Here is a 26036-nt window from a genome sequence, read left to right on the forward strand (position 1 = left end):
TATGAAGCCATTTATTGATCCCACCATATTACCAAGTGAAATTACCCCGCAAGCCATCTTTGCACAACGTCGAAACTTAATTAAGGCGGCAGCAGCGGGCAGCTTCGGCGCGGGCTTGATTCCCTGGTTTACGCGTGAAGCATTTGCTCAGACTCAACCTGCTGGGCCGCCGGCAGGTGGGGTTAAATTAAAAACTATTCCTTCCAACTATTCCACTACCGAAACGCTATCGGCTTATAAAGACGTCACTACCTATAATAATTTTTATGAGTTTGGTACTGATAAAGCCCAGCCTCATGAAGCAGCTAAAAGCTTAGAAACCCGACCGTGGACTGTTACCGTTGAGGGCTTAGTTAAAAAGCCACAGACTTTTGATATTGAGGCCTTACTAAAATTAGCGCCTATGGAGGAGCGTATTTATCGCATGCGTTGTGTTGAAGGCTGGTCAATGGTCATTCCATGGGATGGCTATTCTTTATCTAAATTACTCAACGTAGTTGAGCCCACTAGTGCCGCTAAATACGTCGAATTTATTTCACTTGCAGATCGTAAGCAAATGCCGGGCGTCAACTCATCCGTATTAAATTGGCCTTATCGCGAGGGTTTGCGCTTAGACGAAGCGATGAATCCATTGGCCTTACTTACTTTTGGTTTATACGGTGAGGCTTTACCAAAACAAAATGGCGCCCCCGTACGCATGGTGATTCCGTGGAAGTATGGTTTTAAAAGCGCCAAGTCAATTATTAAAATTCGTTTAACTGAGCAACAGCCACCGACAAGCTGGAATACCTCAGCCCCAAGTGAATATGGCTTTTATTCCAACGTGAACCCTAATGTTGATCATCCCCGTTGGAGCCAAGCTACTGAACGACGGATCGGTGATGGCCGCGGTTTTTTTGCGCCTAAAGTGAAAACTGAAATGTTTAATGGGTATGGCAATCAGGTGGCGAGTTTATATGCAGGCATGGACCTTAAAAAATACTATTAATCAAACAGGTTTTTTAAAGGGTTTTAAGTTTCTGGTTTTTTTGCTGGCCCTGATTCCGCTAGAGCGACTTTTCTATTTTGCTTACAGCGATCAATTGGGCGCCAACCCAATTGAATTGATTACCCGCTCAACGGGCACTTGGACCCTGGTTTTATTTTGTCTTACTTTAGGTATGACACCGCTGCGCTTAATTACAGGGTGGGGCGGCTGGATACGGGTGCGTCGTATGCTCGGACTATTCGTATTTTTTTATGCTTGTTTGCACTTTTTAATTTGGCTTTGGTTAGATCAAGATTTTGCTATAGCCTCGATGGCGAAAGATGTAATTAAGCGCCCCTTTATAACCATGGGTTTTATTAGCTTTGTGTTGCTCATTCCATTGGCACTCACATCAAACCAGTGGTCGCAGCGTCAATTAGGGCGCCGCTGGGCCTTGTTACACCGTTTAGTTTATGTCATTGCAGGCACGGCAATTTTGCATTATTGGTGGGATAAGGCGGGTAAAAATAACTTTTCAGTCGTTTCGATTTACCTCGGAGTTATTATCTTATTACTAGTCTTACGAATACCGCTGATAAAAAATCAACTCAATCGAATCCACCTTACGAAACCAAAGCCACCTGTTTAGGAATCATTAAATGCCATTGAAGATCATCCTGTGCAGATTAATACCATCGACTGCGCTAGTTTTCAGCCTGATTCTGAGCGTTTCTAACGTGGCTGCACAGACCAAAGACCTTGCTTATCCCAATCGCCAAATTACTTTAATTATTCCTTTTCCACCTGCAGGCGCTACCGATGCACTAGGCCGACTGCTGGCGCAGAAATTATCACAGCGTTTAGGCCAGACAGTTATTATCGATAACCATCCCGGCGCAGGCGGCTCAATTGGCTCAAATATCGTTGCCCGCGCTGCTCCCGATGGCTATACCTTACTTTTGTCTACTGGTAGCACTCATGCAGTTGCGCCGAGTTTTACTAAAAAATTACCTTATGACACCCAAGCCGATTTCACCCCTATTGGGGGGGTTGCCATTGCGCCTGGCTTACTAACGATTACGAAGACTTTACCGGTTAAAAATCTAGCTGAATTTATTGAATACGCGCGGGCTCATCCGAATGAGATTAATTATGCGACGAGCGGTAATGGCACGGTCATGCATTTGAATGCTGAGTCGCTAAAAGCCGCTGGCCGTTTTAATATGACACACATTCCCTACAAGGGCTCTGCTTTAGCTACGCCTGATTTAATTTCCGGAAAAGTGCATTTATTATTTGATACCACCATTGCCAGTTTGCCTTTAGTCACTGAAGGGAAGTTAATGGCCTTAGGAGTTGCTAGCCCAAAGCGCTCACCCTTGCTGCCGAATGTGCCAACCATTGGCGAGGCAGGTAAAAATTATGGTCTAGAGCAATTCGAGACGTCGAATTGGTTTGGGCTGTATGGCCCTAAAAATGTACCTATTGAAATTGTCAATAAACTAAACGCGAACCTCAATGCCATTTTGCTTGAAAAAGACACCAAAGAGCGCTTAGCGCTTTTGGGGGCTGAACCAATTCCTGGGACCCCTGAAAAATTTGCCACCATGGTCGCGCTTGATCGGGTCCGGTGGACCAAAATTATTAAACAAAATCAAATTTCGATCGACTAATCTATACACTGGCTCAACATGCAATTTCATTGGCAAAACCCTTATCCCACCATTCGCATGCCAGTAATGGGGCGCAATGTTGTGGCGACATCACATCCTTACGCGGCGCAAGCGGGTCTGAAGATTTTGCATCAAGGTGGTAACGCCATTGATGCGGCGATTGCCGCCGCCGCCGCCCTAATGATTGTTGAGCCTGTTTCTAATGGTTTAGGTAGCGATTGTTTTGCCATAGTTTGGGATGGACAGGAATTGCATGGCTTAAATGCTTCTGGGGTTGCCCCACAGGCGTGGAACCCAGCCTACTATGCGAAGAAATATGGCGTCGATGCTAATGGCATTGCTAAACGACCGATGCGCGGGTGGGATACCGTCACCGTGCCTGGTGCTTTAGCAGGGTGGGAGACTTTGCAGAACCGCTTCGGTTCCTTGCCTTTAGCTGATTTATTGCAGCCGGCTATTGAAATTGCCGAACGAGGCTATGCAATGCCGCTGATTGTGGCGCATAAGTGGGCAGCGGCGATTCCGGATTTACAGACCCAGCCGGGTTTTGCCGCGGCTTTTATGCCGCATGGTAGAGCGCCGCTTGCTGGTGAGCGCTTTACCTTTCCAAGCGCTGCTCGCACCTTAAGAGCATTAGCAAAAAATGGTATTCGAGCCTTTTATGAAGGTGAAATTGCCGAAGCGATTGTGGCGTTTGCGAAGGCGACAGATGGCGCCATGACTTTAGCTGACTTAAGCGCATACCGCCCCGATTGGGTAGGTACGATTCAACAGAGTTTGCGGGCGGCAGATGGCCAGCAATATGACTTACATGAAATTCCACCGAATGGTCAGGGTATTGGCGCCTTAATTGCCTTGGGTATCTTGCAACATTTTGATTTAGCGAGTTTGCCTGTCGATGGCATTGAAAGTCAGCATTTACAAATTGAAGCGATGAAGTTAGCTTTTGCAGATGTGTATCAATATCTTGCTGACCCTCGTTCAATGGCGGTAACACCAGAACAAATGCTTAGTCCGAGTTATTTGGCTGAGCGCGCCAAACAGATTAATCCTAAAAAATCGACCCATTTCAAACATGGCTTACCCGCTTCAGGTGGCACCGTGTATTTAACTACCGCTGATGCACAGGGGCGGATGGTTTCTTTTATTCAAAGCAATTACATGGGCTTTGGCTCTGGGGTAGTGGTGCCAGAGTGGGGCGTCAGTTTGCAGAACCGCGGTTATGGTTTTTCACTCGACCCTCAATCGGCCAATGTAGTTGCTGGCGGCAAGCGGCCGTTTCATACCATCATCCCCGCTTTCCTTACCCGCAATGATGGCGGTCAAATTTTCCCCCAAATGAGTTTTGGAGTGATGGGTGGCGATATGCAGCCGCAAGGCCATTTACAAACCTTGGTGCGCATGATGAATTATCAGCAACAGCCCCAGGCTGCTTGTGATGCACCACGCTGGAAGGTGAATCGCGATTTCACCTTAGATGTTGAGTCGAACATGAACCCCGCAACGGTGGCGGGCTTAATTGCCATGGGTCATACTTTAAAGAAAATTGATGATCCCTATATGGATTTTGGCTCGGGGCAGTTTATTTGGCGCTTAAGCGATGATCTTGAGGATGGCTATATTGCCGCTAGCGATAGTCGGCGCGATGGCTTGGCGGCAGCGTATTAATTTGGCGAATTGCTTGAAATAGCTGCATTGAGCACGAACACCGTTAAAATAGGCGGTTTGCTATAAATCATTTCGATTGAGAAGGTTATCGTGCTGTCAGCTTCTAACATTACTATGCAGTTTGGGGCCAAGCCCTTGTTTGAAAATATTTCGGTTAAATTCGGTGGTGGTAACCGCTATGGCCTAATTGGCGCTAACGGTTGTGGCAAGTCTACCTTCATGAAAATTTTGGGTGGCGATCTCGAGCCCACTAGTGGCAATGTCAGCTTAGACCCCAATATTCGTTTAGGTAAATTACGTCAAGATCAATTTGCTTTTGAAGATGTACGAGTGCTTGATGTAGTGATGATGGGGCATGAAGAAATGTGGCAGGCGGCAGCTGAACGTGATGCCATCTATGCTAACCCCGATGCAACTGACGAAGATTATATGCATGCTGCTGAGCTTGAAGCGAAGTATGCTGAATATGGCGGATACACGGCAGAAGCTAAAGCCGGCGAGTTGTTACTTGGCATTGGTATTCCCATTGAGCAACACGATGGCCCGATGAGTAATATTGCCCCCGGCTGGAAATTACGCGTACTGTTAGCGCAAGCGCTTTTTTCCGACCCCGATGTTTTGCTCTTAGATGAGCCGACGAATAACTTGGATATTCACTCGATTCATTGGCTTGAAGAAGTGTTAAATAATTTTAATAGCACCATCATCATTATTTCCCATGATCGCCATTTTCTTAATGAAGTATGTACGCACATGGCTGATATGGATTTTGGGACGCTGAAAGTGTATCCCGGTAATTATGATTCTTATATGTTGGCTTCGGTGCAAGCGCGGGCGCAGCAAATGGCCTCGAATGTAAAGGCTAAAGAAAAGATTGCAGAACTACAAGCCTTTGTCAGTCGCTTCTCAGCGAATGCCTCTAAGGCTCGCCAAGCAACTTCACGGCAGCGGCAGTTAGAAAAAATCGAGATTACAGAAATTAAACCTTCTTCGCGCCAAAACCCATTCATTCGCTTTGACTCCGAAAAGAAATTACACAATATGGCAGTGGAGTGCAATGGCCTAACTAAAGATTTTGATCGCACTATTTTTAAGAATTTTAAATTAGGCGTTCGTGCGGGCGAAAAAATTGCCATTATTGGTCAAAATGGCGCTGGCAAAACAACCTTACTAAAAACAATTTTAAGTAAACGTTTTAACGGTTTGCAGGCCGATAAAGGTGATGTTAAATGGGCTGAAAATGCGAATGTTGGGGTGATGCCGCAAGATACCAGCGAATTATTTCCTACTGAAACAACCCTGATGGAATGGATGAGTGGTTTTCGCAATACCGGAGATGATGATCAGGTCGTACGAGGTACTTTGGGTCGCTTATTATTTTCCGGAGACGATATTGGAAAGTCGGTAAAGGTCTTGTCGGGCGGCGAAAAGGGGCGGATGATTTGGGGGCAATTAATGCTGCAAAAGCATAATGTGCTGGCGATGGATGAGCCAACCAACCATATGGATATGGAATCGATCGAAAGCCTACAAATAGCGCTCGAAAAATATGAGGGTACCTTACTCTTTGTTTCGCACGATCGTGAATTTGTCTCGGCTTTAGCCAATCGCATTTTAGAGGTTAAAATGGATGGATCGGTGGTTGACTATTCAGGCACGTATGAAGAATATTTACGTAGTCAAGCCATTACAGGTTAGTAATTTAATTAGCTAAAAATAAGGAAGTTTATGCAAATTACCAAGAAACTAGTTTTTGCTGTCTCATTGGCCTCAAGCATTGGTTTGAGCACTCTAGTTGTGCAGGCCGCCGAGTTTCCTGGCGATCGACCGATTACCTTAATTGTGCCTTTCGCTGCCGGCGGTCCTACCGATAAAGTGGCCCGTGAGCTTGCGCTAGTCATGGGCAAGCAATTAAAGGGGCAAATTATTGTTGAAAATACCCCAGGCGCAGGCGGTACTATTGCGGCTAAAAAAGTGGTAAACGCACCAAAAGATGGCCATACTTTACTAATCCATCATATTGGTATGTCAACCGCTCCAGCGCTATATAAAAATCTTGGTTTCGACCCGATGAATGATTATGAATATATTGGTCAGGTTGCTGATGTACCGATGATGCTCATTGCGAATAAAGATTTGCCGCCGAAAAACTTCAAAGACTTAGTGCCTTATATGAAGGCTAACACGAGCAAGATTGCCTACGCTAACGCAGGCATTGGCTCGGCGAGTCATTTATGCGGTTTACTACTGATGAGTCGCATTCAGATCGATTTAACTACTGTACCTTACAAGGGAACTGCACCCGCATTAACTGATCTAATGGGTAATCAGGTACAACTCATGTGCGATCAAACTACGAACATCGGTACGCAAGTTACCGCAGGCTCAGTAAAGGCATACGGTACAACTACTTTGCAACGCATTAAAGCGTATGACAAGGTGCCCACTTTGAATGAAGAGGGTTTGAAAAACTTTGAAGTTAAAGTATGGCACGGTGTATATGCGCCCAAGGGCACCCCTAAGGCTGATACTGAAAAATTAGCCGCCGCCCTAAAAGCTGCGATTCAAGATCCCAGCTACAAAAGTAAGATGGCTGAAATGGGTGTTGAAATTCCGAGTCAAGCCAATGCTAGCCCAGAGGGATTGAAAAATCACTTGAAAGCACAAATTGATTTATGGTCGCCAATTATTAAAGCAGCCGGAGTCTACGCAGACTAATTAAAGTTCTTAAGTCTTAGTCTGGAAGCGCATCGCAGTACCTTCTAACTGAATGCGTTCCCAGACTATTTTTTTTTCTACAGGTGATAAAAAAACCCAGTTACTCACTTCCTGCGCGGTTCTGCCACAACCCTTACACACTTCATCAAATAGGGTAGAGCAGACGCCAATACAGGGGGAATCGGATTCAGCATCGCCAATAGCTAAAGAATTTGCGCCATCACTCATAGACATACTTTAGCTGAAATTCCAATTACCGTTTTGACGCAAGGGCGAATGCTCTTGAAGTTCATCAATATATTCGGCAATGCCTTCGCGCTCACGCTCTAAAAATCGATCTACTGCATTTAAAAAGCGTTCGTCGGCTAACCAATGGGCTGACTGCAAGGTAGTAGGTAGAAACCCACGGGCCATTTTGTGTTGGCCTTGAGCGCCACCTTCGAATAATTGAATTTTCTCCGCGATACAAAATTCAATGGCCTGGTAATAAGCAGTTTCAAAATGTAAACAGGGAATATGCTCAAGGCAGCCCCAATAGCGACCATAGGCAGTTGAGAGCGGAGCATGGCGATCGACCACTAGTAAAGAGGCTGCAATAGCTTGCGAATTACGTTTAGCCAGAATTAAATGAAGATTTTCAGGCATGCGCTCTGCCCATTGCATAAAAAAATCTTCATTGAGATAGGGTGTAGAGTGATGTTCAAAATAGGTATTAGCATAACAACGATAAAAGAATTGCCAATCATCAATTGTTGCTGCTGTTCCCGAGAGGTGAGTAAACGAAATACCAGCTTCAGCAACGAGACGACGTTCGCGGCGAATGTTTTTGCGTTTCTTCATATTGAGGCTACTTAGAAAGGCATCAAAATTGATAAATGCTTGGTTATGCCAATGAAATTGCACGGCATTGCGCAGCAAAAACCCCTGCGTGACTAAGGCAGCTAAACTTTCCTTGAGAGGAAATAAAACATGCGCAGAGGATAATTGGTGTTGAATGACCAATTGCTTCAGACCCTCAACCAGTGCAACGCGAGCGGCTGCTGAGTGAGTTAATATTCGCCCACCTTGTACTGGCGTAAAAGGTATAGCACATAATGCTTTGGGATAATATTGCAAACCATTTTGGGTATACGCTTCAGCCCAAGCCCAGTCGAAGACGTATTCCCCGTATGAATGACGCTTAAGATATAAAGGCATTGCGCCACAAATATCAGTACTGCCGGTCTCACGCAAAATCAGGTGGGCTGGTTGCCAGCCTGTTTCGTTACCAACGCAGCCACTCTCTTCAAGTGTAGCTAGAAATTCGTAGCGCAAGAAGGGCCCCGATTCTGAATCTAATAAAGCATTCCATACAGCCGCTTTAATCGGGGCTAGGCTATGCACTACTTCAAGCGAGTAAGACATCAGGATGGATTAATTAAATAGCCACAAATTCGGATTTCGAGCTTACCAAATATGGGCATTTGCACTAAGCCACGCATCGGTCAAATAGGGGGCTTGTTTGGCAAAAATCAAGGTAGTATTTTCAGTTAACAAGGAGCCAGCTTCAATCGCTAATAAACTAGTAGCAAAAGACTCGACTTTGCCGTTGTCATTTCTACGCATGATGAGATTGGGTGTTACTTCAGAAGGATGTTTTAAGCTTGCCGCTGCGAGGAGATCGGCAACGGCTTTTAAGGTATTGTGATGAAATGCGTAGACTCGCTGCCCTTTATCTAAGGGGTCGAGGGCTTTTTGCCGTTGTGCATCTTGGGTTGCAACTCCAGTTGGGCAACGGTCGGTATTGCAAATGCGTGATTGAATACAGCCAATAGCAAACATAAAGCCACGCGCAGAATTACACCAATCAGCCCCGATGGCGCAGGTACGCAGGACATCAAATGCAGTGATAATTTTTCCTGCAGCACCCAGCCGAATTTGAGAACGTAAATTCACGCCCACTAGCGTGCTATGAATTAAGCGCAGAGCATCGCGCATCGGCATGCCGACATGATCGATAAATTCAACGGGGGCTGCGCCCGTGCCACCTTCGCTACCATCTACTACAATAAAGTCAGGGGTAATGCCGGTTTCCAACATCGCTTTAACGAGGGCAAACCAATTTTCAGGCTGACCAATACATAGTTTGAAGCCCACGGGTTTACCATTCGCGCTGACCCGTAATTGCTGAATGAAATGCATCAATTCAATGGGCGTATGAAAGGCAGTATGGCGATGGGGCGAAATACAGTCTTTGCCTAGAGGAATATCACGCGTTTTAGCAATTTCAGGGGTAATTTTTGCTGCTGGTAGCACGCCACCATGCCCTGGTTTTGCACCTTGCGATAATTTAATTTCAATCATTTTAATTTGAGGATCGTTAGCTACCTCGGTAAACTTCGCTAAATCAAAATGTCCGCTTGAGGTGCGGCAACCAAAATACCCAGAGCCAATTTCCCAAATAAGGTCGCCACCATATTTACGGTGATAAGGCGAAACAGATCCTTCTCCCGTATCTTGGGCAAAGCCGCCTAACTTTGCTCCCTTGTTCAGGGCTAAGATCGCATTGGCCGAGAGTGCACCAAAACTCATTGCAGAAATATTGAAGATTGAAATAGCATAAGGTTGCGTACAAGCGGCGCCACCAACCTGAACATGCAGGCTTTTAAGCGGCACCTGTGGTGAGGGTGCATTCGCATAAGCAAGCCATTCGTAACCGGCAGCATAGACATTTTCAAGCGTACCAAACGCGCGTTGATCGGATAAATTTTTCGCGCGTTGATAAACAATGGCACGTTGATTCCGTGAAAACGGCACCTTATCGGTATCGGATTCGATTAAATATTGTCGAATTTCAGGGCGAATTGCTTCCAGCCAAAAACGAAATAAGCCTGCCACTGGATAATTTTTTAAAACCGCATGCTTGGTCTGCAATAGATTAAAGAGGCCAATTAGCGAGAGGCTAGCAAAAAGAATAAAGCCAAACCAAGCAATAATCGGTTTAGGCTCCGATAAAATAAGGTATGCAAGGAAGATGGATAGCACAATACACAGGTGCCAAACCAAATGACGATGAAAGAAGGTGGATAAGTTCATAGCCCCATTCTAGTGAATATTGAGCGACATGTTTTATTAGACCCTGTTAAACAATACTAGTATGATATGAAGTACAGTTCCTCCACTCTATAAGATTGTCATAAAAATGAAATACTTTCTTTTATCCTGCTTTACCTGCATCGTTGCTGCTGTTTTATCAGCCTGTGGAGGCAGTCGGATTGGCAGCACAGACAAAATGCCCGAGTCGGGTTTTTTACCGAATTACAAGCTCTTACAGCCAGTGCAGGATATGCCACAAGATGTACAAATGTGGCGTTATCGCAAGGTGGGCCTATCCCCAAGTCAATATACCGAAATAATCGTCGACCCAATTTATCTGAATCAAACCGAATATTCAGGGGCAATTACGCCGCAACTTGTGGCAGAAACTAAAGTAATTTTAGATCAAACTATTCGCGCTGCGATTGTGAATAAAGGCTTAAAAATAGTGACCCAGCCGGGCCCTAAAGTGGCGCGGGTTTCCCTGGCTATTACTGGGGCAGAGCTTACCAATGATAATTTAAAAGTGTGGAATTTTACGCCGATTGGCTTGGCGACAAACGCAGCTGCTTATGCTGGCGGAATGAATTCAAAAACACCAGCTTTAGTAGTTGAAAATAAAATTACCGATAGCCAATCAAAAGAATTTATTGGCGGTGGTGTTGTTACCGTTCAAGGCGAATCATTCCGCTTGGAATCGAGCTCAGTAAAAGCGTTTCAAGATATGGCTAAACGCATTGTGACTTTAGCTTTGGAAGCCCCAGGTAAATAAGCCTCATTTTTTAATTCGGCTTGAGTTAATACTGCAGACGTATTCCATCGTGTTCAATTTGGATTTGTTTGGGAGCATTGCCAAGTAGGGGCGAACTATTTTCAAAGCGATAAATGACTTGTTGCTCCAGTAGGGCTGGCACTATTTTTTTAAGTAAGGCGGCTATTTGTTCCGAAGCGTTGTTATCGCTATCCACTGTAAATAACTCGAGCTGAGGCTGTGCAAGTCGCACTAAGCGATCGCTGGCTTTATATTGCAATCCAGAATTTAAGGCAATATTTCCCGCATAGGTTTTCTTCCCTAAGGCTAGCCCGTTGACCACATAGTTTGCATTTAATACAACTCGCTGTTCGTTTGCTAGTAAAGTTATCTCTGGATCTTTGAAGATTATTTGGGCAATGAGGGCATTTTTGCTGAGTGGAAAAGCACCCCACAAAAATAGCTCAATCCATTGTTTAGTGATAAAAAAATCAGTTTGAGCGATTGCGTTATTGATTAAAGGAAATAGGCAGAGAGCCAGTAGCCATTTACGCTTATTCATGCCATCGGTTTTGAGTTTCATACTTATGGCGTGATATCGGGCAGATGAAAATCAATCCCCGTACGGTCTTTTAATTCTTGATAAGAAATGGGTGGAGTCATGGCTGCCGTATTGGTATTTTCTATCCAGTAAGCCCACGCTTTCTTACGACTAGGGTCATAAACTAATTTATAAAGATGGCTGGGAATAGTGACTTGGCTAGCGCCAATTCGACCTAAGTCGCCAGTTGACCCTGTGAACACATAAATATCTCCGCCAGCCCGCAGCGCGTAATGCCGTGTCGCCTGCTCAACTTGTTTAGCCCAAATACCCCGATTATTTTCGCGCGCTTGGGGCATCATGTTGGCGAGAGAAAAAGATTGCGCCATGGCTTGCTCATTATGCATATCGGCAGCAGGGGCGTTATGACCACGATCGTAACCACTATCGCGATAGTCAGTAATTAAGGCGCGTTCTTGGCGCGGCAAGCGCGCCTCCTCATAAAATCGATTACTTCTTTTTTGGCGTTCACCCATTAAGCGATTACGATTCAGTTTTTCGACCACATAAATGGGTTTTTTATGCTCAGGCGAATAATAGACTGCAAAACCTTCAAAACAGAGGTCGCGACCGATTTGTGCAGTGGAGGGTAACTGTTGCGTCGGGAAATAGTCGAGGCATGCATCGAATAGCGCAAATGCGCTATTTGGCAGGGCGATGATGACAAGGACAAGAAGGCGGTACAGTATTGACATATTGCGCATTAGTTTAGGACACAATGCGCATCATTGATTGGAATACGAGTGATATGAACGCAGAAGCCTTAGAAAAGGTGCTTACATTTAGAATGCCTTACGGGAAGCATCAAGGCCGCATTCTTGCTGAGTTACCCGGCAATTATTTGGCTTGGTTTGCCCGGCAAGGCTTTCCTAAGGGCGAATTGGGGCAATTACTAGAATTGATGTATACGCTCGATCACAATAACTTACGCAGCCTATTGCGCCCCCTAAAGAAAGGTAATGGTAATCTAGCTTAATTCTAGTTATTGAAGGGAAAAGTGATGCCGGAGAAATACGAAACAATTTTAGTTAGCACCCATGGCAAGGTAGGTTTAATAACCCTCAATCGGCCTCAGGCGCTCAATGCCTTAAGTCCTGAATTAACTCGCGAGCTGGGCTTAGCTTTGGATGATTTTGAGGGTGATGAAACGATTGCTGCAGTAGTGATTACTGGCAGTGATAAGGCCTTTGCCGCTGGAGCAGATATTAAGGTAATGAAAGATTGGTCCTATATGGATGTCTATAAGGCCAATTTTGTTTCGGCAACTTGGGAACGCTTAGCGCGTTTTCGTAAGCCCACTATTGCTGCTGTCGCAGGATATGCCTTAGGCGGTGGTTGTGAGTTAGCGATGATGTGTGATTTTATTATTGCCGCCGATACTGCAAAATTTGGTCAGCCTGAAATTACGATCGGTACTATTCCAGGGGCGGGTGGCTCGCAGCGCTTAACCCGGTTTGTGGGGAAATCGAAGGCAATGGAAATGGTCCTCACAGGCCGGATGATGGATGCCGCTGAAGCAGAGCGTAGCGGCTTAGTGAGTCGAGTCGTACCTGCTGATCAGTTAATTAGTGATGCCTTGGCGACCGCTGCAAAAATTGCCAGTATGTCTTTGCCAATCTTAATGATGGCAAAAGAAGCGGTGAACATGGCTTATGAGGTCCCTTTGGCTGAAGGCATTCATTTTGAGCGGCGCTTATTTCATTCAACCTTTGCTACGGAAGACCAAAAAGAAGGGATGGCGGCATTTACTGAAAAACGTCCCCCCGTATTTAAAGATAAGTAAGAAAAAACTATTATTGATATAGAAAGTAGATACCTTGTTCAGGAGTTTGATTCATTTCTTGCGTGGGGGCCAATCAAGGCTCGGTTTTCAGCTCAATGATGGTGGTCGATTAGCTTCGGGATATAAGGGCTATGCAGGCGACTGTGTTATTAGATCGATTGCCATTGCTGCTGAATTGCCCTATGCCCAAGTTTATGAAGCTTTACGAGCGGCAAATTTTGCTTATGCTGATAGCAAACGCGATCGTCTGGCTAAACAATTAAATCAGCGCGGCGCATCACCACGCAACGGTAATCACCGTAAAGTATTTCACGATTATATTTTGGCGCAAGGTTTTCAATGGGTGCCAACCATGAAAATTGGCGGCGGCTGTCAGGCACATCTACGACTTCACGAAATTCCATCAGGGCGGGTTATTGTTAAGGTCTCCAAACACTTAACTGCTGTCATCAATGGCGTAATTCATGATACTCATGATCCATCGCGGCGAGGTACGCGCTGCGTTTATGGTTATTACTTAAAGACCTAAACTAAACTTAAAATAATATGCACTGCTAATTGCAGGGCATTTAAATGCCAGGCCCCCAGCGGTATTGCCAAAGCACATTAATGATGTTGAAGTTATTGCCCACCTTCGCATATACCCCTTGACTAGCGGCAATACGAATCGAGTTATTTTGATTAACGGGCAGCGCTAGAGTAGTGCCAATACGCCAATTTTGCAGATAATTATTATTTGACCTGCCATCAATCGTGGTCTGTCCGCCAGTATAGTAATTGGCATCAGCAGCAATCCAGGCTCCAGTTTTGAAGGTATAAACGACATGGCCTTCACTCGAGTAAATTGGGCTTTGGCTTAAGGTGTTGCCACCATAAAAGTTTTTATTTTCAGAGAAATATGTAATTGAACCCGTGAGCTCTATTTGCCATGGACCAAAAGCCTGTGAAGCTCCAACGCCAGGCTTAACATACCAGCGGTTCGCACCAATGTTTAATAATTTGCTACTGTCATAGCTCCCCCAAGGGATGGAGGTGGCAATACTTGCACCAATAATCAGATCTTGTTGATAGTTTTTAAAGTCAGCAATAGAAAGGGCCGGGGCCCCATACAAATTAACTGAGAGCGTTAAGAGTGGGTCAATTAAGCCATCAGATACACCGCTAATCGACTGGCCACGAGCGTTATACGAGCCATAAAGCTGACCATAGGGTAGAGCGAGGGTAAGCTTTGCAGATTGACCATTGATATCTAAAATTCGCGTTAGGGCAACGATTTCAGAAGAAAGTTGATAGTTGGGGCTGCTTACTTGGGTATAGGCCAGCCCAAGAAAATTAATGTTAACTGGCGAATTGTTGTATGCCCGCGGATCAATTTCTTGGGCCCCTAGGTTGCTAGATAAGATAAAGATCAGCGATAAACTGCCTATTTTTAGCGCCCTTAGAAACCTTTTCATTCCCCATTTTAGCGGTCTAAATATTCCTCGGAGTTGTTGGCAATTGCTGCTGTAGCGCATACAATGCCTGCAAGCATCTTAATAGGGAAGTTTGGAGCGAGCCCAGACTCATTCATTATCAAACCTTATCTTTTTTTAGTATTTTTTGCCGGGACTTATTCTGCTGGAGTTTTAGCAGTCGAAACACCTTGCAAGCCTCAGCCACATAAAGTAACTGGCATCCTCATGCCGTGCCCGGATAAGAGTTCTGATATGCCAGTGAGCAAGGGTCCTGTGAGTATTCCCGCTGGCAGTCACCCTGAGAGCACTCAACCCAGCACAAGCCCTAAACTGCAAGCAGCGCCGCCTTGCAAGCCTCAACCACACAAGGTAACTGGCATACTGATGCCTTGTCCAAATTAACAGCCCTATTTTGGGGGAGCTAAAAAATGACATTAATTGAAGTTATTCAGGGCGTCAGCGATGTGATGGATGGATTGGGCGTGGCAGTAGTCGCCTTGGGCGTCTTATGGGGCTTGTATGTTTTTATTAAAGACCTACCAAAGATGCCCATCGATGATGCTTATAAATTATTTCGTAATCAAATTATTCGTGCCTTGCTCTTGGGTTTGGAAATATTGGTTGCAGGTGACATCATTCGTACGGTCGCAGTTAGCCCAACATTAATGAGTGTAGCGGTGTTAGGGGCAATTGTGGTTATTCGTTGTTTCTTAAGTTGGTCTTTGGCTTTAGAAATGAATGGCCGGTGGCCATGGCAGTCGCCAAGAGAAACAAAATAATTTTCTTCATCCTTATTTAAGCATGCAGTTCAATATATGCCCTTCCTACTGGTTTTAGTAGTAAATAGTTTTTTGGTGATGGCCGCAATCTTGTTTCATTACGAGGTTCTTTTTCATTTAGCGAAACGCTTGGCTGCCATTCATCACTTTGCGCCAAGAATCCGGGTTTTATTTGGAGTGATTGTTATTTTCCTTGCCCATGTTATTGAAATTTGGCTTTTTGGGCTCGGCTACTTTTTTACTTTAAAAATAGATGGCCTTGGTAAGTTAGTTGGCAGTATTGCTGGCGGTGGATCACTGCTCGACTGTGTTTATCTTTCCTTTTTAACCTTCACTACGGTTGGCTATGGTGATGTTGTGGGGGAGGGTTATGTACGGTATTTAACTGGGGTAGAAGCTTTAACAGGCCTAATTTTAATTACTTGGTCAGCTTCTTTTATTTATCTTGAAATGCAAAAATTTTGGAACTTGCCTCGGGCTTCGGCCAATGAATAAACGTAACTGAACAAAGTAAGGTAAATTTCAAATTATTGAATTTGCTGGGCCTAAAAAGACTTTTTACTATGCTGCTTTGGTTTGTCATTATTTATTGGATTATTTCAATTGGCATCGGCTTATGGGCAGCCATGCGCGTAAAGAATACGGCTGACTTTGCGGCCGCTGGTCATAGCCTGCCTTTGCCAATTGTGACGGCAACTGTTTTTGCTACTTGGTTTGGGTCTGAAACGGTATTGGGTATTCCTGCTACGTTTCTGAAGGATGGTCTGGGCGGAATCGTTTCCGATCCCTTTGGGTCTTCGCTCTGTTTGATCTTGGTCGGCTTATTTTTTGCCAAGCATTTGTATAACCGTAAGATGCTAACGATTGGCGATTTCTTTCGTGAAAAGTATGGGCGTACAGTTGAAATACTCGTTACCTTATGTATTGTGGCCTCTTATTTAGGTTGGGTTGCTGCGCAAATTAAAGCCCTTGGTTTAGTATTTAATGTCGTTTCTGAAGGTGGGGTCAGCCAAACTACCGGCATGTTAATTGGCGCTAGCAGCGTTTTAATTTATACCCTGTTTGGCGGTATGTGGTCGGTTGCTATTACTGATTTTATCCAGATGATTGTGATTGTGGTTGGGATGCTTTACATTGGCGGTGAAATGGCTAGCGAAACTGGGGGGATTAGTGTAGTTATTCAGCATGCAGCTGCAGCTGGGAAGCTCAATTTTTGGCCTGACATGAATTTAGCTGCTATTTTAGGTTTTATGGCGGCATTATTTACGATGATGTTAGGTTCGATTCCTCAGCAAGATGTCTTCCAACGAATTACCTCATCTAAAAATTCAACTATTGCAGTCCAAGCAGCCATTTTAGGAGGAGTACTCTATTTTATTTTCGCTTTTATCCCGCTTTTCTTAGCCTATTCAGCGAGCCTATTAGACCCCGCTCTAATTGCAAAATATTTAGACACTGATCCCCAATTAATTTTACCTAAGCTCATTTTGAACCATGCGCCATTGTTTGCCCAAATTATGTTTTTTGGCGCCTTACTATCGGCCATTAAAAGTTGTGCTAGTGCTACGCTATTAGCGCCGTCAGTTACGTTTGCTGAAAATATTGTGCGGGGTTTTTATCGTCATTTAACAGATCTTCAGCTGTTGAAAATTATGCGTATTACCGTACTTTGCTTTACTGTCATCGTAACTACCTTTGCAGTTAATTCTGAACTTTCTATTTTTAAGATGGTTGAAAGTGCCTATAAGATAACCTTGGTGTCGGCATTTGTGCCTTTGGCGTTTGGAGTGTATTGGTCACGCGCTAACTCGTTGGGCGGGTTATTGGCGATCATCAGTGGTTTAACTGTTTGGATTGGCTGCGAGATTTTTGCGCCACTAGCAATTTTGCCGCCGCAATTGGCCGGTCTACTGGCTAGCATTGCCGGAATGTTAATTGGCGGTGTATTTCCGCGCTCGGCTGGCGTGCCAGAGGCCTATTTGCGGGAGTAGTATATTGGTAGTATATTAGATAGCATTGCGACCGAGTCTTTCATTCACAGGCGGATTACATGCTAAAAACTCTTTCAGAACAGCAGGTGAGGCAATATCAAGAACAGGGGTACCTTAGTAAAATAAGGGTATTGAGTGCCGAGCAGACCCTAGAGATCCGCCAAAAACTTGAAGCTTTCGAGGCTGAACAAGGCAAACCCTTAAATGGCTCCCAACGGCACAAAACCCATTTACTCTTTACTTGGCTTAATGAGTTAGTCCGCAATAGCAAAATTCTTGATGCAATAGAGGATTTATATGGCGAAAATATCCTGTGTTGGACGACAAATTTTTTTATTAAAGAGGCTAATGATCCCGGTTTTGTTTCATGGCATCAAGACTCGACTTATTGGGGTCTATCTTCACCTGATGTAATAACTGCATGGATTGCTTTATCCCCAAGCAATCAAACTAATGGTGCGATGGCAATTATTCCCGGCACACACTTGCTCGATCAGTTGCCCCACCGAGATTCTTTTGCAAAAAATAATTTACTTACCCGTGGCCAAGAAATTGCAATGGCAGTAAACGAGGCCGAGGCGGTAACCTTAGAGCTAGAGCCGGGTGAAATGTCTTTACATCATGTGCGTATTATTCATGGCTCCCCGCCGAATCATTCTGCCGAGCGGCGAATTGGCTTTGCGATTCGCTATATTCCTACTTTCGTTAGACAAATTGAAGGTGATGATTCAGCTACGCTAGTGCGCGGCATGGACGAGTACCAAACCTTCACTCATGAGCCCACCCCAAGCAAGGATATGGATCTTGATTTTGTTGCTTTACACCAAAGTATTACCGATAAAAGCGCGAAGATTTTATATAAAGATACGAAGATCGATAGTTATGATGCCTCGATGGCCAACCCGAAGGAGCGGGCCTGACAAATTCAGGAGCTAGTGATAAGGGATGCGCTCAGTTCCTCTTAAGCTTAGTGACCAGCGCTGCGAATGGTTTAAATTTTAGGATTGGCGGAGCGATCCCATAAGTTAGGCACTTGAGCCGAAGAATAGCCGGAAACAAATTGTTTCTTTGCTCCAGTTTCATGATGATAGGTATGGCGATTGACTGCGCCAATATTAGCCCCATAGACATGAATGCTAATAGCGTTTTGGGTGGAGGAGGCATTGCGCACAATATGAATATCGCCAATATCTGGACTAACCGCTTCAACTTCTCCTGGATTAAGGATGACTTCAGGACCATCTTGCACTAATTTGCCAGCTTGATCGTGCTTAAAACGCTGACTAATTTCAGAGCCGCGAAGCATACCAATTAGGCCCCATACACAGTGATCATGAATTGGTGTCTTATGGTCTGGCCCCCAAACAAAGCTAACCACGGAGAAGCGCTCTAAGGGATCGGTATGTAACAAAAATTGTTGATAGTATTCATGATGATGAATGGTGCAAAAGGTCGGCAGCCAAGTGTCATTTGCAATAAGTTGTTTTAGTAAGGCCCCACCTTTATTAACTAGGGTAGGCTCATCCTGGGTTTCATTGACTAAATGAGTCATTGCAATGACAAACTCCCGCAGTGGGCTAATCGGATGGGTGGTTGCTGACATGGGTTTTCTCCGGAAAGGAATAAATATTAGGGTATCCCCCCACCATTATTCCAGTAATATAATTAATATTCAAGTAATATATCAGAAACATATTTGATGATTCGAATGGTTATTGTTTTTTCTTTAGCTTAGGAGGGTAAGCAATGAGCTCAGCAGCAAAACCCATGTTCATGAATGAGCGCCAACGGAAGTTTCGCGCGGCTTATATTGGCGCTATTAGCCCGTTTTATAACGGCATCGTGCATATTGGCGTGATGTATTTAGCAGGTTTAGTGGCAATTTATTATTGCGCCTCTCAATTAGTTAACCCTGGCTGGGCTTGGTTAACAGTAATTCCAGTTGCCATTGCAGGTAACTTTGTGGAGTGGGGTATGCATTTTTTTGTCATGCACCGTTTAATTGATAAGTTTGCCTTACGCGCCATTTATGATCGTCACACCCGCCAGCATCACCAGTACTTTACTGATAACGATTACACCATCGATACCGCACAAGAGTTTCGCATTGTATTTTTCCCTTGGCGAGTCTTAATTGTCTTGGGTGTTTTCGGCACTCTTTTCGGCTATATTGCAGCGCAGATTTTTAATCCTAATGTGGGATATATTTTATATATCACCATGGTTGGCCATTATTTGCTTTACGAAACCTTTCATTTTTGCTGCCATGTAAAAGACAATTGGTTTGTACGTAATATGCCATGCGTAAATACCATCCGTCGCCACCATGCCGCTCATCATAATTTAGGCATCATGATGCATAAAAATATGAACCTCACTTTTCCTGTAGCAGATTGGTTTTTAGGCACGTCTGATATTAAAAGAAGTCTTCTCGGCACTCTCTTTAATGGTTTTGATGAAACATATCTCGACCCTAAACTAAAACCGATTATTAACAAGTTTCAAGACAGCCAAGTACAGGAGGAAAAAGTGACGCTTGAAGGGCCGATTCTATCCCCTGCTGAGCAGCAAATTTTGCGCGCATAACCAGATGGTACAGGCCGTTTTTTTCGACGTCTTACCTAAAGAGGGTTCTGTTGAAACCTACTTTAGTATGGCTGCTAGCTTACGCCCAATCGTTGAAAAAAATCCCGGCTTCGTGGCGGTAGAGCGTTTTGAAAATTTACAGGAATCGGGGTGGTTTTTTTCATTTTCGCAATGGCGTGATGAATTGGCTCTGGCGCAGTGGCGGTGCCAGCCAGACCACTATGGAGCTCAGGTTTGTGGGCGTAGCCTCATACTTGCAGACTATCGTTTAAGAGTGGCCGCACAGCAAGTTGGCGCACCTATACAAAGCGAGATAAAAGAACGTGAACTGGTAGCGATGTTGATTGGGAATTTTGCGGCAATTGAGCACGCGTTTAAAGCGAGGCTAGACGCCGGCAATGATTTACAACTGTTCCGAGGGGTTATCGATGCACAGCGCGGTATCGGGCTGGTTAACCACATTTCAGGACCCGTTGAATTTGCTGCCTCTACTCAATATGAACTCAGATATTTTGAGGTTTGTCGTGACTATGGTATGTTTGATCGTGCCCAAGCCCCGCAACAATTTGCCTAAAAAATAATTCAAATGCTATGGATACTTTGGTCAAAATAAAATCAGTAGCTGCAAAGGAAGATTTATCGCTTTCTGATCAAGCTTATCGGCGTCTGGAAGAGATGATTGCCACTATGGCGCTTGCTCCCGGTGCCCCCATTTCTGAAAGTCAGTTATCTACTTTATTGGGAATTGGCAGAACACCCATTCGCGAAGCACTGCAAAGATTAAGTCGTGAACATCTGGTCACCATCTTACCGAAACGCGGTATTTTTATTTCTGACCTAAACCCGCAGAAGCAATTGCGCGTACTAGAAACCAGGCGTGAATTAGAAAGACTGATTTGCAAGAAGGCTGCTAAACGCTCGACCAATGATGAGCGTACTGAATTTATTAGGCTGGCAAAAGATTTTCGGAGATCTGCAAAAGAAAAAAATAATACCTTATTTCTAAAAATTGATAAAGAATTAAACGACTTAACAATTAAGGCGGCTAAAAATGAATATGCGGCAGCAGCTATGACTACTTTGCACGGCATGTCGCGACGATTTTGGTTTGGTAATTTTCATCAGGAGGTGAGTATTTCTAGTATTGCTGCTTTGCACGCTACGCTAGCAGATGAGATTGCTGCCGGGCAAGAAGAGGCTGCCGGCCAAGCATTAGATAAGTTGCTTGACTACATTGAAGATTTCACCCGTAGAACAGTATTACCCGATCATTAATTTATTTTAAGTAGTTGCAGTTGGGTATTTTAGTAATTTATAAAAAGAGGAGACAAAATGAAAAAGAAATTAGTTCAAAATGAAAGCCGCCGGTCTGTCATTAAAGGTATTGGCGCCACTTCTTTGCTTGCTGCAGGGGGGTGGGGTTTTCCTGCAATTGCTCAAAATACTCCAATTAAAGTTGGTATTTTGGCGCCACGCGCTGGTATAGCTGGCACTATTGGCGAATGCGGCTTACGGGGCGCAATGTTTGCAGTAGATAAGATTAATAAAAGTGGTGGTATTGGCGGCCGCAAAGTTGAACTCATTGTCGAAGAAGAAACAAATGCCAAAGATACTACCGAACGTTTTCGCAAATTAGTTTTACAAGATAAAGTAGATTGCGTACAAGGGATTGTTTCGTCTGGCGTTTCATTGGCGATGAGCCCTACAGTTGAAGAAATGAAAGCCTTAACCATCTATTGGGATGGCACATCCCAAGATGGCGTGAAAGAAACTATTCCGACACCAAAATATTTATTCCGCTCTACGGATAATGAGTGCGAGGCGGTAATGGCTTCATTACTGGCGATTAAATATTACAAAGGTAAATTTGCCACCATTGCAGGGATTAATCCCGACTATTCTTATGGCCGAAACAATTGGGCTGCCTTTCAGGCACTTTTAAAGCGCTTTGGCATTCCCCATAAGGTTGTGGCAGAGCAGTGGCCAAAGGTGGGCACGATGGACCTTTCTAGTAATATCGCTGCCTTAAAAGCTGCTAAGCCCGATTTAATTTTCTCTTCTTTATTATTTGCTGACTTACCAGTATTTATGCAAAATGCGCATGCTGCAGGTTTGGCCAATGGGGATATTAAATATGTGATGCCTGCTGCTGGCTTTCAGCAAACCTTGATGAAAAAAGAATTTACTCCCGAGGGCATAGTCTTTGGTTTAAATACGTTAGACTTTAACTATCCCAATGCTAGCCCCCTGCAGAAAGAGTTTGTGCAGTTTTATTACAGCAAATATAAAGATTATCCAAATTGGGAAGCTGATCGTGCGTATTTTGCCATGCAGATATATAAAGCAGGCACTGAAAAGGCGATTAAAACAAAGGGTGGGGCATGGCCTAAGACTGAAGAAATTATCGCTGGTATTGAAGGAATCGAGGTTCAGTCATTAGGCGGTCCTGGCAGAATGCGGGGCGACCATATTGCTGAACAAACTTTCTATCAAGGCTTAACTACACATAAAAATAAGTATGATTTTGTAACCACAAATCCTGTGGATAAGAAATTCAGCAGCGAATTACAAAAGCCGCCAGGCATGGATTTTTGGCAATGGCTTGAAACTGCAAAAATTACTCTTTAGATCGCGCTAAACCGGGCCGTAGCAGTACGGCTCGGTTTTTTTTGAGCATCTCTTATGACAGCATTTATCGATATCGTATTAAGTGGCATTTTTCATGCTGCAGTACTATTTTTATTAGCTGGTGGTTTGCAGTTGGTTTTTGGCGTACAAAAAATTGTGAACTTATCTTGTGGCGCTTTTTATGCACTAGGCGCCTATTTTGGCATTACTTTTGTTAACCTAGCAATCCAGCAGGGCATTTCATCATCTTATTTGCTGGCACTTATTTTATTGGCCGGCATGATCATCGGCCTGGTTGGGCCTTTAATAGAGCGACTATTGCGCTTAGTTTATCAGCGTGAGGAAGGCTTTCAATTGCTGCTTACCTTTGCCATTATGTTGGTCTTGGAAGACTTAATTCGGATGCTTTGGGGCGCTACTCCTATGACCTTGGGCAATATTTCGATGGTATATGGCAAATTAAATTTTGCTTCGACTACCTTACCCGTTTATAAGGCTCTCGTAATTGGTTCAAGCATCTGCTTAGCTTTAGCACTTGGTTGGATGCTGCAAAGAACTAATTTTGGGCGTATTGTGCGAGCAACTGCAGAAAATCGCCGCATGAGTGAAGCCCTTGGGGTCAACGGCGTCTGGATTAATGTCGCTATCTTTACCCTGGGTACCATGTTGGGCACCCTTGGTGGCGCCTTAGTGGTGCCGACTTCCGCAGCTTCGCTCGATATGATCTCCGAAGTTGTTGTCGAAGCCTTTGCAGTAGTAGTCATTGGTGGGCTAGGCAGCATGCGGGGCGCTTTGGTAGGCGCTTTAATTGTTGGTTTAATGCGCGCGTTTGCGGTATATGCCTACGCAGAGCTTGAGCTACTCCTCATTTATTTAATAGTTATTTTAGTTTTAATTATTAAGCCTTCTGGTCTTTATGGAAAGGCAGCTGAATGACGCTTAAGTTTAAGTTGGTGATCTTAATTTGTTTGGCCGTGCTTTGTAGCTCGCCTTGGATTTTAAGCCCTTATTACATGACCTTGTTATTGCCAGCAGTGGCATACAGTATTATTTTGTTGGGCTTCAATTTACTCTTTGGTTATACCGGCCTTTTATCTTTTGGTCATGCAATGTATGTTGCTTTAGGAGCTTATACAGTTGCCATCTTGACGAGCCGCCTTGGCATTAAAAGCATGGAAGTCAATATCCTTGGGGCGGCGCTTGTTTGTTTTCTTATTTCGATTCCCATTGGGCTACTTTGTGTGCGCTATGTACGAATTTTTTTCGGCATGCTGACCTTAGCTTTTGGCATGTTATTCCATTCCATTCTCTTTAAGTTCTATGATTTATCGGGTGGGGATTCTGGCATTAAAGTTATTCGCCCCAACTTATTTGGCGTTGACTTAAGTGAAATGGATAAAACTAGTTTTTTAATTGGCCCATTTTTTTACTATTCAATTGGGGTCATGCTTATCCTCGCATTGGTGATGTGGCGGATTGTGCATTCGCCACTCGGCCTGCATTTGCAGTCCATACGTGATAACCCCCGTAAGGCCGAATATTTAGGCATAAAGGTACATCGTTTTCGTTTAATTTCCTTTGTTATTTCGGCGGTGTATGGCGGAATCGGCGGCGCCTTATTAGTCGTGCCCGTAGGCTTAGCCGATCCTGAGTTGGCTTATTGGACTCAATCGGGCAATATTGTTTTTATGACTATCTTCGGGGGCTTTAATAATTTCTTTGGCCCGATCATTGGTGCATTTGCGTTTATTGGGCTAAAAGATCAAATTGTCAGCCAAACTCAATATTGGCGGTTGGTATTGGGAATCGTGTTAATTCTGCTAGTGGTTTTTTTACCTGGCGGAATCATGGGCTTATTGACTGGCAAGAAGTCTGTGGCTCGTTCGCAGGAGGGGCGCTGATGCCGATTTTAGAATCAAAGGCGGTTTCAAAACATTATGGAGTTTATAAGGCACTGCAAGACGTTAGCCTGCAATTTTTTGAAAACGAAATTGTCGCGATTGTGGGCCCGAATGGGGCAGGAAAAACTACCTTTGTTAATGTGCTTACTGGTTTATTAAAGCCAACTCATGGTGAAGTTGCCTTTCATGGCAAATCGATTGCTGGAGTTGGTCCCGTCACCTTAGCGAAATTAGGCATGGCGCGTGCTTTTCAGCTAGTACAAATATTCCCGCAATTAAGTGTGCAAGAAACTATTATTGCTGCCGTTATTTCTCAACGTAATATGCAATACAACTTTTGGTCAAACGTTGGCTCCAAGTCGGAGTTAATTGAGCGCGCGCTTGAGGTGGCAGCTATTTTTAACTTAGACAAAAAAATGGCTTGGCAAGCTTCCTATTTGTCTCAAGGTGAGAAAAAGCTCCTAGATATTGCCAGCGCATTTGCTTTAAGCCCAGAGGTGATTTTATTAGATGAGCCAACGAGTGGTATTTCTACAGGCGAGAAGCGCGGCATTATGGATACCTTGATGGCTGCAGCGAAATTAGCTGGCATAAAAACGATGCTGTTGGTTGAGCATGATATGGAATTAGTTGCCGAGTATTCAACGCGAATCGTTGCTTTGGCAGAAGGCAAATTATTAGCTGATTTACCCCCCAACGAGTTTTTTAATGATCCTGAACTGCAGGCAACTATTATTGGTAAACGGGTGAATCATGCTTAAGGTGAAGGCGATTTCGGTTGAAATTCAAAATAGCCCCATTCTGCGTAAAGTTAGCCTTGAAGTTAAGGCCGGTGAATTGGTATGTTTGGTTGGTAGAAATGGCGCAGGCAAAACTACTACCCTAAATAGCATCATGGGTTATCGCAAACCAAAAGAGGGCGATATTCTGCTTGAGGAAAAATCGATTCTAGGAAAACGGACGTTTGATATTGCCCGATTAGGGATTGGATTTTCTCCAGAAGAAAGTGAAGTTTTTGGTGATCTAACTGTGGCTGAAAATATTGAAATGTCAACCTGGACAATTAAAACTAAAATGCCCAATGCTGAACGCATTGCGATGGCCTATCGTATTTTTCCTAAGCTAGACGGGTATCGCGAACGTGGTGGCAATCATTTATCGGGTGGTGAGCGGAAGATGCTTTCAATTGCTCGAGCGCTGACGCTTGATCCGAAGTTATTAATTCTGGACGAACCTTTCGAGGGGCTTTCGCCTGCGATTATTCCGATTATTAGTGACGGCCTATCGAGCATTCGTGAGGCAGGCCGAGCAATTTTAATGGCCGAGTCCAATGCTTTTCATATTCCCGACTATGCCGACCGTGTTTACGTGATTGAGCGTGGCGAAATTATTTTTTCTGGCAGCGTGAATGATGCTAAACGGCATACTAATTTAAGTCTTAAGGGCGAAGCATAGTAATTA

Annotated in this window: 30 protein-coding genes; 23 read left to right on the forward strand and 7 right to left on the reverse strand. The window is 44.3% G+C overall.

Annotated elements, in window-relative coordinates; all coding sequences use genetic code 11:
• The first annotated feature begins 1 nt into the window (after position 1).
• From msrP to LZG75_RS07535, 6 genes are all read left to right on the forward strand, one after another.
• Positions 2-988: a protein-methionine-sulfoxide reductase catalytic subunit MsrP gene (gene msrP, locus LZG75_RS07510; RefSeq protein WP_233923605.1), complete on the forward strand. Its 987-nt coding sequence runs from the start codon at positions 2-4 to the stop codon at positions 986-988.
• Positions 957-1616, forward strand: coding sequence for a protein-methionine-sulfoxide reductase heme-binding subunit MsrQ (gene msrQ, locus LZG75_RS07515; RefSeq protein WP_233923604.1), 660 nt, complete (start codon positions 957-959; stop codon positions 1614-1616). Before msrP ends, msrQ begins: the two co-directional genes overlap by 32 nt.
• Positions 1617-1704: 88 nt before the next feature.
• Entirely contained in the window at positions 1705-2640 is a 936-nt protein-coding gene (locus LZG75_RS07520; protein WP_233923603.1) for a tripartite tricarboxylate transporter substrate binding protein, read from the forward strand.
• An 18-nt stretch (positions 2641-2658) separates the two neighbouring features.
• Positions 2659-4308 (forward strand): gamma-glutamyltransferase family protein, encoded by a 1650-nt coding sequence (locus tag LZG75_RS07525; protein ID WP_233936957.1) that lies wholly within the window; start codon positions 2659-2661, stop codon positions 4306-4308.
• A 90-nt stretch (positions 4309-4398) separates the two neighbouring features.
• A complete protein-coding gene (locus LZG75_RS07530; protein WP_233936959.1) occupies positions 4399-6006 on the forward strand; it encodes an ABC-F family ATPase in 1608 nt (535 codons plus the stop codon).
• A 30-nt stretch (positions 6007-6036) separates the two neighbouring features.
• Positions 6037-7026: a tripartite tricarboxylate transporter substrate-binding protein gene (locus LZG75_RS07535; protein ID WP_233923600.1), complete on the forward strand. Its 990-nt coding sequence runs from the start codon at positions 6037-6039 to the stop codon at positions 7024-7026.
• Positions 7027-7035: 9 nt separating this feature from the next.
• Here LZG75_RS07535 and LZG75_RS07540 read toward each other — a convergent pair whose 3' ends face one another.
• The 3 genes from LZG75_RS07540 to LZG75_RS07550 are packed head-to-tail and all read right to left on the reverse strand — an operon-like array spanning position 7036 to position 10101.
• Positions 7036-7254 (reverse strand): DUF1289 domain-containing protein, encoded by a 219-nt coding sequence (locus LZG75_RS07540; protein WP_233923599.1) that lies wholly within the window; start codon positions 7252-7254, stop codon positions 7036-7038.
• 9 nt (positions 7255-7263) lie between these two features.
• Positions 7264-8430, reverse strand: coding sequence for a GNAT family N-acetyltransferase (locus LZG75_RS07545; RefSeq protein WP_233923598.1), 1167 nt, complete (start codon positions 8428-8430; stop codon positions 7264-7266).
• 42 nt (positions 8431-8472) lie between these two features.
• Entirely contained in the window at positions 8473-10101 is a 1629-nt protein-coding gene (locus tag LZG75_RS07550) for an FMN-binding glutamate synthase family protein (protein ID WP_233923597.1), read from the reverse strand.
• A gap of 106 nt (positions 10102-10207) precedes the next feature.
• Between LZG75_RS07550 and LZG75_RS07555 the strand changes: the two genes are divergently transcribed.
• Positions 10208-10873, forward strand: a complete 666-nt coding sequence (locus LZG75_RS07555; protein WP_233923596.1) for a DUF3313 family protein — start codon at positions 10208-10210, stop codon at positions 10871-10873.
• Between the two features lie 25 nt (positions 10874-10898).
• Here the strand turns inward: LZG75_RS07555 and LZG75_RS07560 are convergent, their stop codons facing one another.
• Both LZG75_RS07560 and LZG75_RS07565 read right to left on the reverse strand, forming a co-directional pair.
• Positions 10899-11435: a hypothetical protein gene (locus LZG75_RS07560; protein ID WP_233936961.1), complete on the reverse strand. Its 537-nt coding sequence runs from the start codon at positions 11433-11435 to the stop codon at positions 10899-10901.
• A 2-nt stretch (positions 11436-11437) separates the two neighbouring features.
• Positions 11438-12148, reverse strand: a complete 711-nt coding sequence (locus tag LZG75_RS07565; RefSeq protein ID WP_233923594.1) for a DNA/RNA non-specific endonuclease — start codon at positions 12146-12148, stop codon at positions 11438-11440.
• Between the two features lie 53 nt (positions 12149-12201).
• On the opposite strand from LZG75_RS07565, the gene LZG75_RS07570 reads away from it, so the two are divergent.
• The 3 genes from LZG75_RS07570 to LZG75_RS07580 are packed head-to-tail and all read left to right on the forward strand — an operon-like array spanning position 12202 to position 13765.
• Complete coding sequence (locus LZG75_RS07570; protein ID WP_233923736.1) at positions 12202-12429, forward strand: DUF3820 family protein; 228 nt, start codon at positions 12202-12204, stop codon at positions 12427-12429.
• 24 nt (positions 12430-12453) lie between these two features.
• Complete coding sequence (locus LZG75_RS07575) at positions 12454-13236, forward strand: enoyl-CoA hydratase (protein ID WP_233936964.1); 783 nt, start codon at positions 12454-12456, stop codon at positions 13234-13236.
• A 46-nt stretch (positions 13237-13282) separates the two neighbouring features.
• Positions 13283-13765 (forward strand): hypothetical protein, encoded by a 483-nt coding sequence (locus LZG75_RS07580; protein ID WP_233923592.1) that lies wholly within the window; start codon positions 13283-13285, stop codon positions 13763-13765.
• A gap of 40 nt (positions 13766-13805) precedes the next feature.
• Here LZG75_RS07580 and LZG75_RS07585 read toward each other — a convergent pair whose 3' ends face one another.
• Positions 13806-14690 carry a transporter gene (locus LZG75_RS07585; protein ID WP_233936970.1) on the reverse strand — a complete coding sequence of 295 codons (885 nt, stop codon included), beginning with the start codon at positions 14688-14690 and terminating at the stop codon, positions 13806-13808.
• Between the two features lie 63 nt (positions 14691-14753).
• On the opposite strand from LZG75_RS07585, the gene LZG75_RS07590 reads away from it, so the two are divergent.
• The 5 genes from LZG75_RS07590 (at position 14754) to LZG75_RS07610 (ending at position 18380) form a co-directional block, all read left to right on the forward strand.
• Positions 14754-15092 carry a hypothetical protein gene (locus LZG75_RS07590; RefSeq protein WP_233936972.1) on the forward strand — a complete coding sequence of 113 codons (339 nt, stop codon included), beginning with the start codon at positions 14754-14756 and terminating at the stop codon, positions 15090-15092.
• A 26-nt stretch (positions 15093-15118) separates the two neighbouring features.
• On the forward strand, positions 15119-15469 hold the full coding sequence (locus tag LZG75_RS07595; protein ID WP_233923589.1) for a DUF1622 domain-containing protein: 351 nt from the start codon (positions 15119-15121) through the stop codon (positions 15467-15469).
• A 36-nt stretch (positions 15470-15505) separates the two neighbouring features.
• A complete protein-coding gene (locus LZG75_RS07600; protein WP_233923588.1) occupies positions 15506-15964 on the forward strand; it encodes an ion channel in 459 nt (152 codons plus the stop codon).
• 68 nt (positions 15965-16032) lie between these two features.
• A complete protein-coding gene (locus LZG75_RS07605; protein ID WP_233923587.1) occupies positions 16033-17460 on the forward strand; it encodes a sodium:solute symporter family protein in 1428 nt (475 codons plus the stop codon).
• Positions 17461-17519: 59 nt separating this feature from the next.
• Positions 17520-18380, forward strand: coding sequence for a phytanoyl-CoA dioxygenase family protein (locus tag LZG75_RS07610; RefSeq protein ID WP_233923586.1), 861 nt, complete (start codon positions 17520-17522; stop codon positions 18378-18380).
• Between the two features lie 71 nt (positions 18381-18451).
• Here the strand turns inward: LZG75_RS07610 and LZG75_RS07615 are convergent, their stop codons facing one another.
• Positions 18452-19063 (reverse strand): cysteine dioxygenase, encoded by a 612-nt coding sequence (locus LZG75_RS07615; protein ID WP_233923585.1) that lies wholly within the window; start codon positions 19061-19063, stop codon positions 18452-18454.
• Between the two features lie 143 nt (positions 19064-19206).
• Between LZG75_RS07615 and LZG75_RS07620 the strand changes: the two genes are divergently transcribed.
• Genes LZG75_RS07620 through LZG75_RS07655 form a run of 8 tightly spaced genes read left to right on the forward strand, consistent with a single transcriptional unit; the run spans position 19207 to position 26030 of the window.
• Complete coding sequence (locus LZG75_RS07620) at positions 19207-20046, forward strand: sterol desaturase family protein (RefSeq protein WP_233923584.1); 840 nt, start codon at positions 19207-19209, stop codon at positions 20044-20046.
• Positions 20047-20050: 4 nt separating this feature from the next.
• Entirely contained in the window at positions 20051-20620 is a 570-nt protein-coding gene (locus LZG75_RS07625; protein WP_233936974.1) for an antibiotic biosynthesis monooxygenase, read from the forward strand.
• 17 nt (positions 20621-20637) lie between these two features.
• On the forward strand, positions 20638-21321 hold the full coding sequence (locus tag LZG75_RS07630) for a GntR family transcriptional regulator (protein ID WP_233923582.1): 684 nt from the start codon (positions 20638-20640) through the stop codon (positions 21319-21321).
• 57 nt (positions 21322-21378) lie between these two features.
• Positions 21379-22674: an ABC transporter substrate-binding protein gene (locus LZG75_RS07635; RefSeq protein ID WP_233923581.1), complete on the forward strand. Its 1296-nt coding sequence runs from the start codon at positions 21379-21381 to the stop codon at positions 22672-22674.
• Between the two features lie 54 nt (positions 22675-22728).
• A complete protein-coding gene (locus LZG75_RS07640) occupies positions 22729-23610 on the forward strand; it encodes a branched-chain amino acid ABC transporter permease (RefSeq protein ID WP_233923580.1) in 882 nt (293 codons plus the stop codon).
• The gene (locus tag LZG75_RS07645) at positions 23607-24575 is read left to right on the forward strand and encodes a branched-chain amino acid ABC transporter permease (protein ID WP_233923579.1); all 969 of its coding nucleotides are present in this window, start codon (positions 23607-23609) and stop codon (positions 24573-24575) included. Before LZG75_RS07640 ends, LZG75_RS07645 begins: the two co-directional genes overlap by 4 nt.
• Entirely contained in the window at positions 24575-25336 is a 762-nt protein-coding gene (locus LZG75_RS07650) for an ABC transporter ATP-binding protein (protein WP_233936984.1), read from the forward strand. The genes LZG75_RS07645 and LZG75_RS07650 overlap by 1 nt, the downstream gene beginning before the upstream one ends.
• Positions 25329-26030, forward strand: coding sequence for an ABC transporter ATP-binding protein (locus LZG75_RS07655; RefSeq protein WP_233923577.1), 702 nt, complete (start codon positions 25329-25331; stop codon positions 26028-26030). The genes LZG75_RS07650 and LZG75_RS07655 overlap by 8 nt, the downstream gene beginning before the upstream one ends.
• Positions 26031-26036 lie beyond the last annotated feature (6 nt).

This window comes from Polynucleobacter sp. IMCC30063 (assembly GCF_021395235.1).
Lineage (GTDB): Bacteria > Pseudomonadota > Gammaproteobacteria > Burkholderiales > Burkholderiaceae > Polynucleobacter.

Excerpts from the sequence above, each read along its gene's own strand:
- LZG75_RS07620 (WP_233923584.1), top strand. The coding sequence starts at position 19,207 with ATGAGCTCAGCAGCAAAACCCATGTTCATGAATGAGCGCCAACGGAAG.
- LZG75_RS07540 (WP_233923599.1), bottom strand. The coding sequence starts at position 7,254 with ATGAGTGATGGCGCAAATTCTTTAGCTATTGGCGATGCTGAATCCGAT.
- LZG75_RS07635 (WP_233923581.1), top strand. The coding sequence starts at position 21,379 with ATGAAAAAGAAATTAGTTCAAAATGAAAGCCGCCGGTCTGTCATTAAA.
- LZG75_RS07655 (WP_233923577.1), top strand. The coding sequence starts at position 25,329 with ATGCTTAAGGTGAAGGCGATTTCGGTTGAAATTCAAAATAGCCCCATT.
- LZG75_RS07570 (WP_233923736.1), top strand. The coding sequence starts at position 12,202 with ATGAACGCAGAAGCCTTAGAAAAGGTGCTTACATTTAGAATGCCTTAC.
- LZG75_RS07640 (WP_233923580.1), top strand. The coding sequence starts at position 22,729 with ATGACAGCATTTATCGATATCGTATTAAGTGGCATTTTTCATGCTGCA.
- LZG75_RS07550 (WP_233923597.1), bottom strand. The coding sequence starts at position 10,101 with ATGAACTTATCCACCTTCTTTCATCGTCATTTGGTTTGGCACCTGTGT.
- LZG75_RS07555 (WP_233923596.1), top strand. The coding sequence starts at position 10,208 with ATGAAATACTTTCTTTTATCCTGCTTTACCTGCATCGTTGCTGCTGTT.
- LZG75_RS07590 (WP_233936972.1), top strand. The coding sequence starts at position 14,754 with ATGCCTGCAAGCATCTTAATAGGGAAGTTTGGAGCGAGCCCAGACTCA.
- LZG75_RS07615 (WP_233923585.1), bottom strand. The coding sequence starts at position 19,063 with ATGTCAGCAACCACCCATCCGATTAGCCCACTGCGGGAGTTTGTCATT.
- LZG75_RS07525 (WP_233936957.1), top strand. The coding sequence starts at position 2,659 with ATGCAATTTCATTGGCAAAACCCTTATCCCACCATTCGCATGCCAGTA.
- LZG75_RS07585 (WP_233936970.1), bottom strand. The coding sequence starts at position 14,690 with ATGAAAAGGTTTCTAAGGGCGCTAAAAATAGGCAGTTTATCGCTGATC.
- LZG75_RS07595 (WP_233923589.1), top strand. The coding sequence starts at position 15,119 with ATGACATTAATTGAAGTTATTCAGGGCGTCAGCGATGTGATGGATGGA.
- LZG75_RS07560 (WP_233936961.1), bottom strand. The coding sequence starts at position 11,435 with ATGAAACTCAAAACCGATGGCATGAATAAGCGTAAATGGCTACTGGCT.
- LZG75_RS07600 (WP_233923588.1), top strand. The coding sequence starts at position 15,506 with ATGCCCTTCCTACTGGTTTTAGTAGTAAATAGTTTTTTGGTGATGGCC.
- LZG75_RS07535 (WP_233923600.1), top strand. The coding sequence starts at position 6,037 with ATGCAAATTACCAAGAAACTAGTTTTTGCTGTCTCATTGGCCTCAAGC.
- LZG75_RS07630 (WP_233923582.1), top strand. The coding sequence starts at position 20,638 with ATGGATACTTTGGTCAAAATAAAATCAGTAGCTGCAAAGGAAGATTTA.
- LZG75_RS07575 (WP_233936964.1), top strand. The coding sequence starts at position 12,454 with ATGCCGGAGAAATACGAAACAATTTTAGTTAGCACCCATGGCAAGGTA.
- LZG75_RS07650 (WP_233936984.1), top strand. The coding sequence starts at position 24,575 with ATGCCGATTTTAGAATCAAAGGCGGTTTCAAAACATTATGGAGTTTAT.
- LZG75_RS07565 (WP_233923594.1), bottom strand. The coding sequence starts at position 12,148 with ATGTCAATACTGTACCGCCTTCTTGTCCTTGTCATCATCGCCCTGCCA.
- LZG75_RS07605 (WP_233923587.1), top strand. The coding sequence starts at position 16,033 with ATGCTGCTTTGGTTTGTCATTATTTATTGGATTATTTCAATTGGCATC.
- msrP (WP_233923605.1), top strand. The coding sequence starts at position 2 with ATGAAGCCATTTATTGATCCCACCATATTACCAAGTGAAATTACCCCG.
- LZG75_RS07545 (WP_233923598.1), bottom strand. The coding sequence starts at position 8,430 with ATGTCTTACTCGCTTGAAGTAGTGCATAGCCTAGCCCCGATTAAAGCG.
- LZG75_RS07645 (WP_233923579.1), top strand. The coding sequence starts at position 23,607 with ATGACGCTTAAGTTTAAGTTGGTGATCTTAATTTGTTTGGCCGTGCTT.
- LZG75_RS07625 (WP_233936974.1), top strand. The coding sequence starts at position 20,051 with ATGGTACAGGCCGTTTTTTTCGACGTCTTACCTAAAGAGGGTTCTGTT.
- LZG75_RS07610 (WP_233923586.1), top strand. The coding sequence starts at position 17,520 with ATGCTAAAAACTCTTTCAGAACAGCAGGTGAGGCAATATCAAGAACAG.
- msrQ (WP_233923604.1), top strand. The coding sequence starts at position 957 with ATGCAGGCATGGACCTTAAAAAATACTATTAATCAAACAGGTTTTTTA.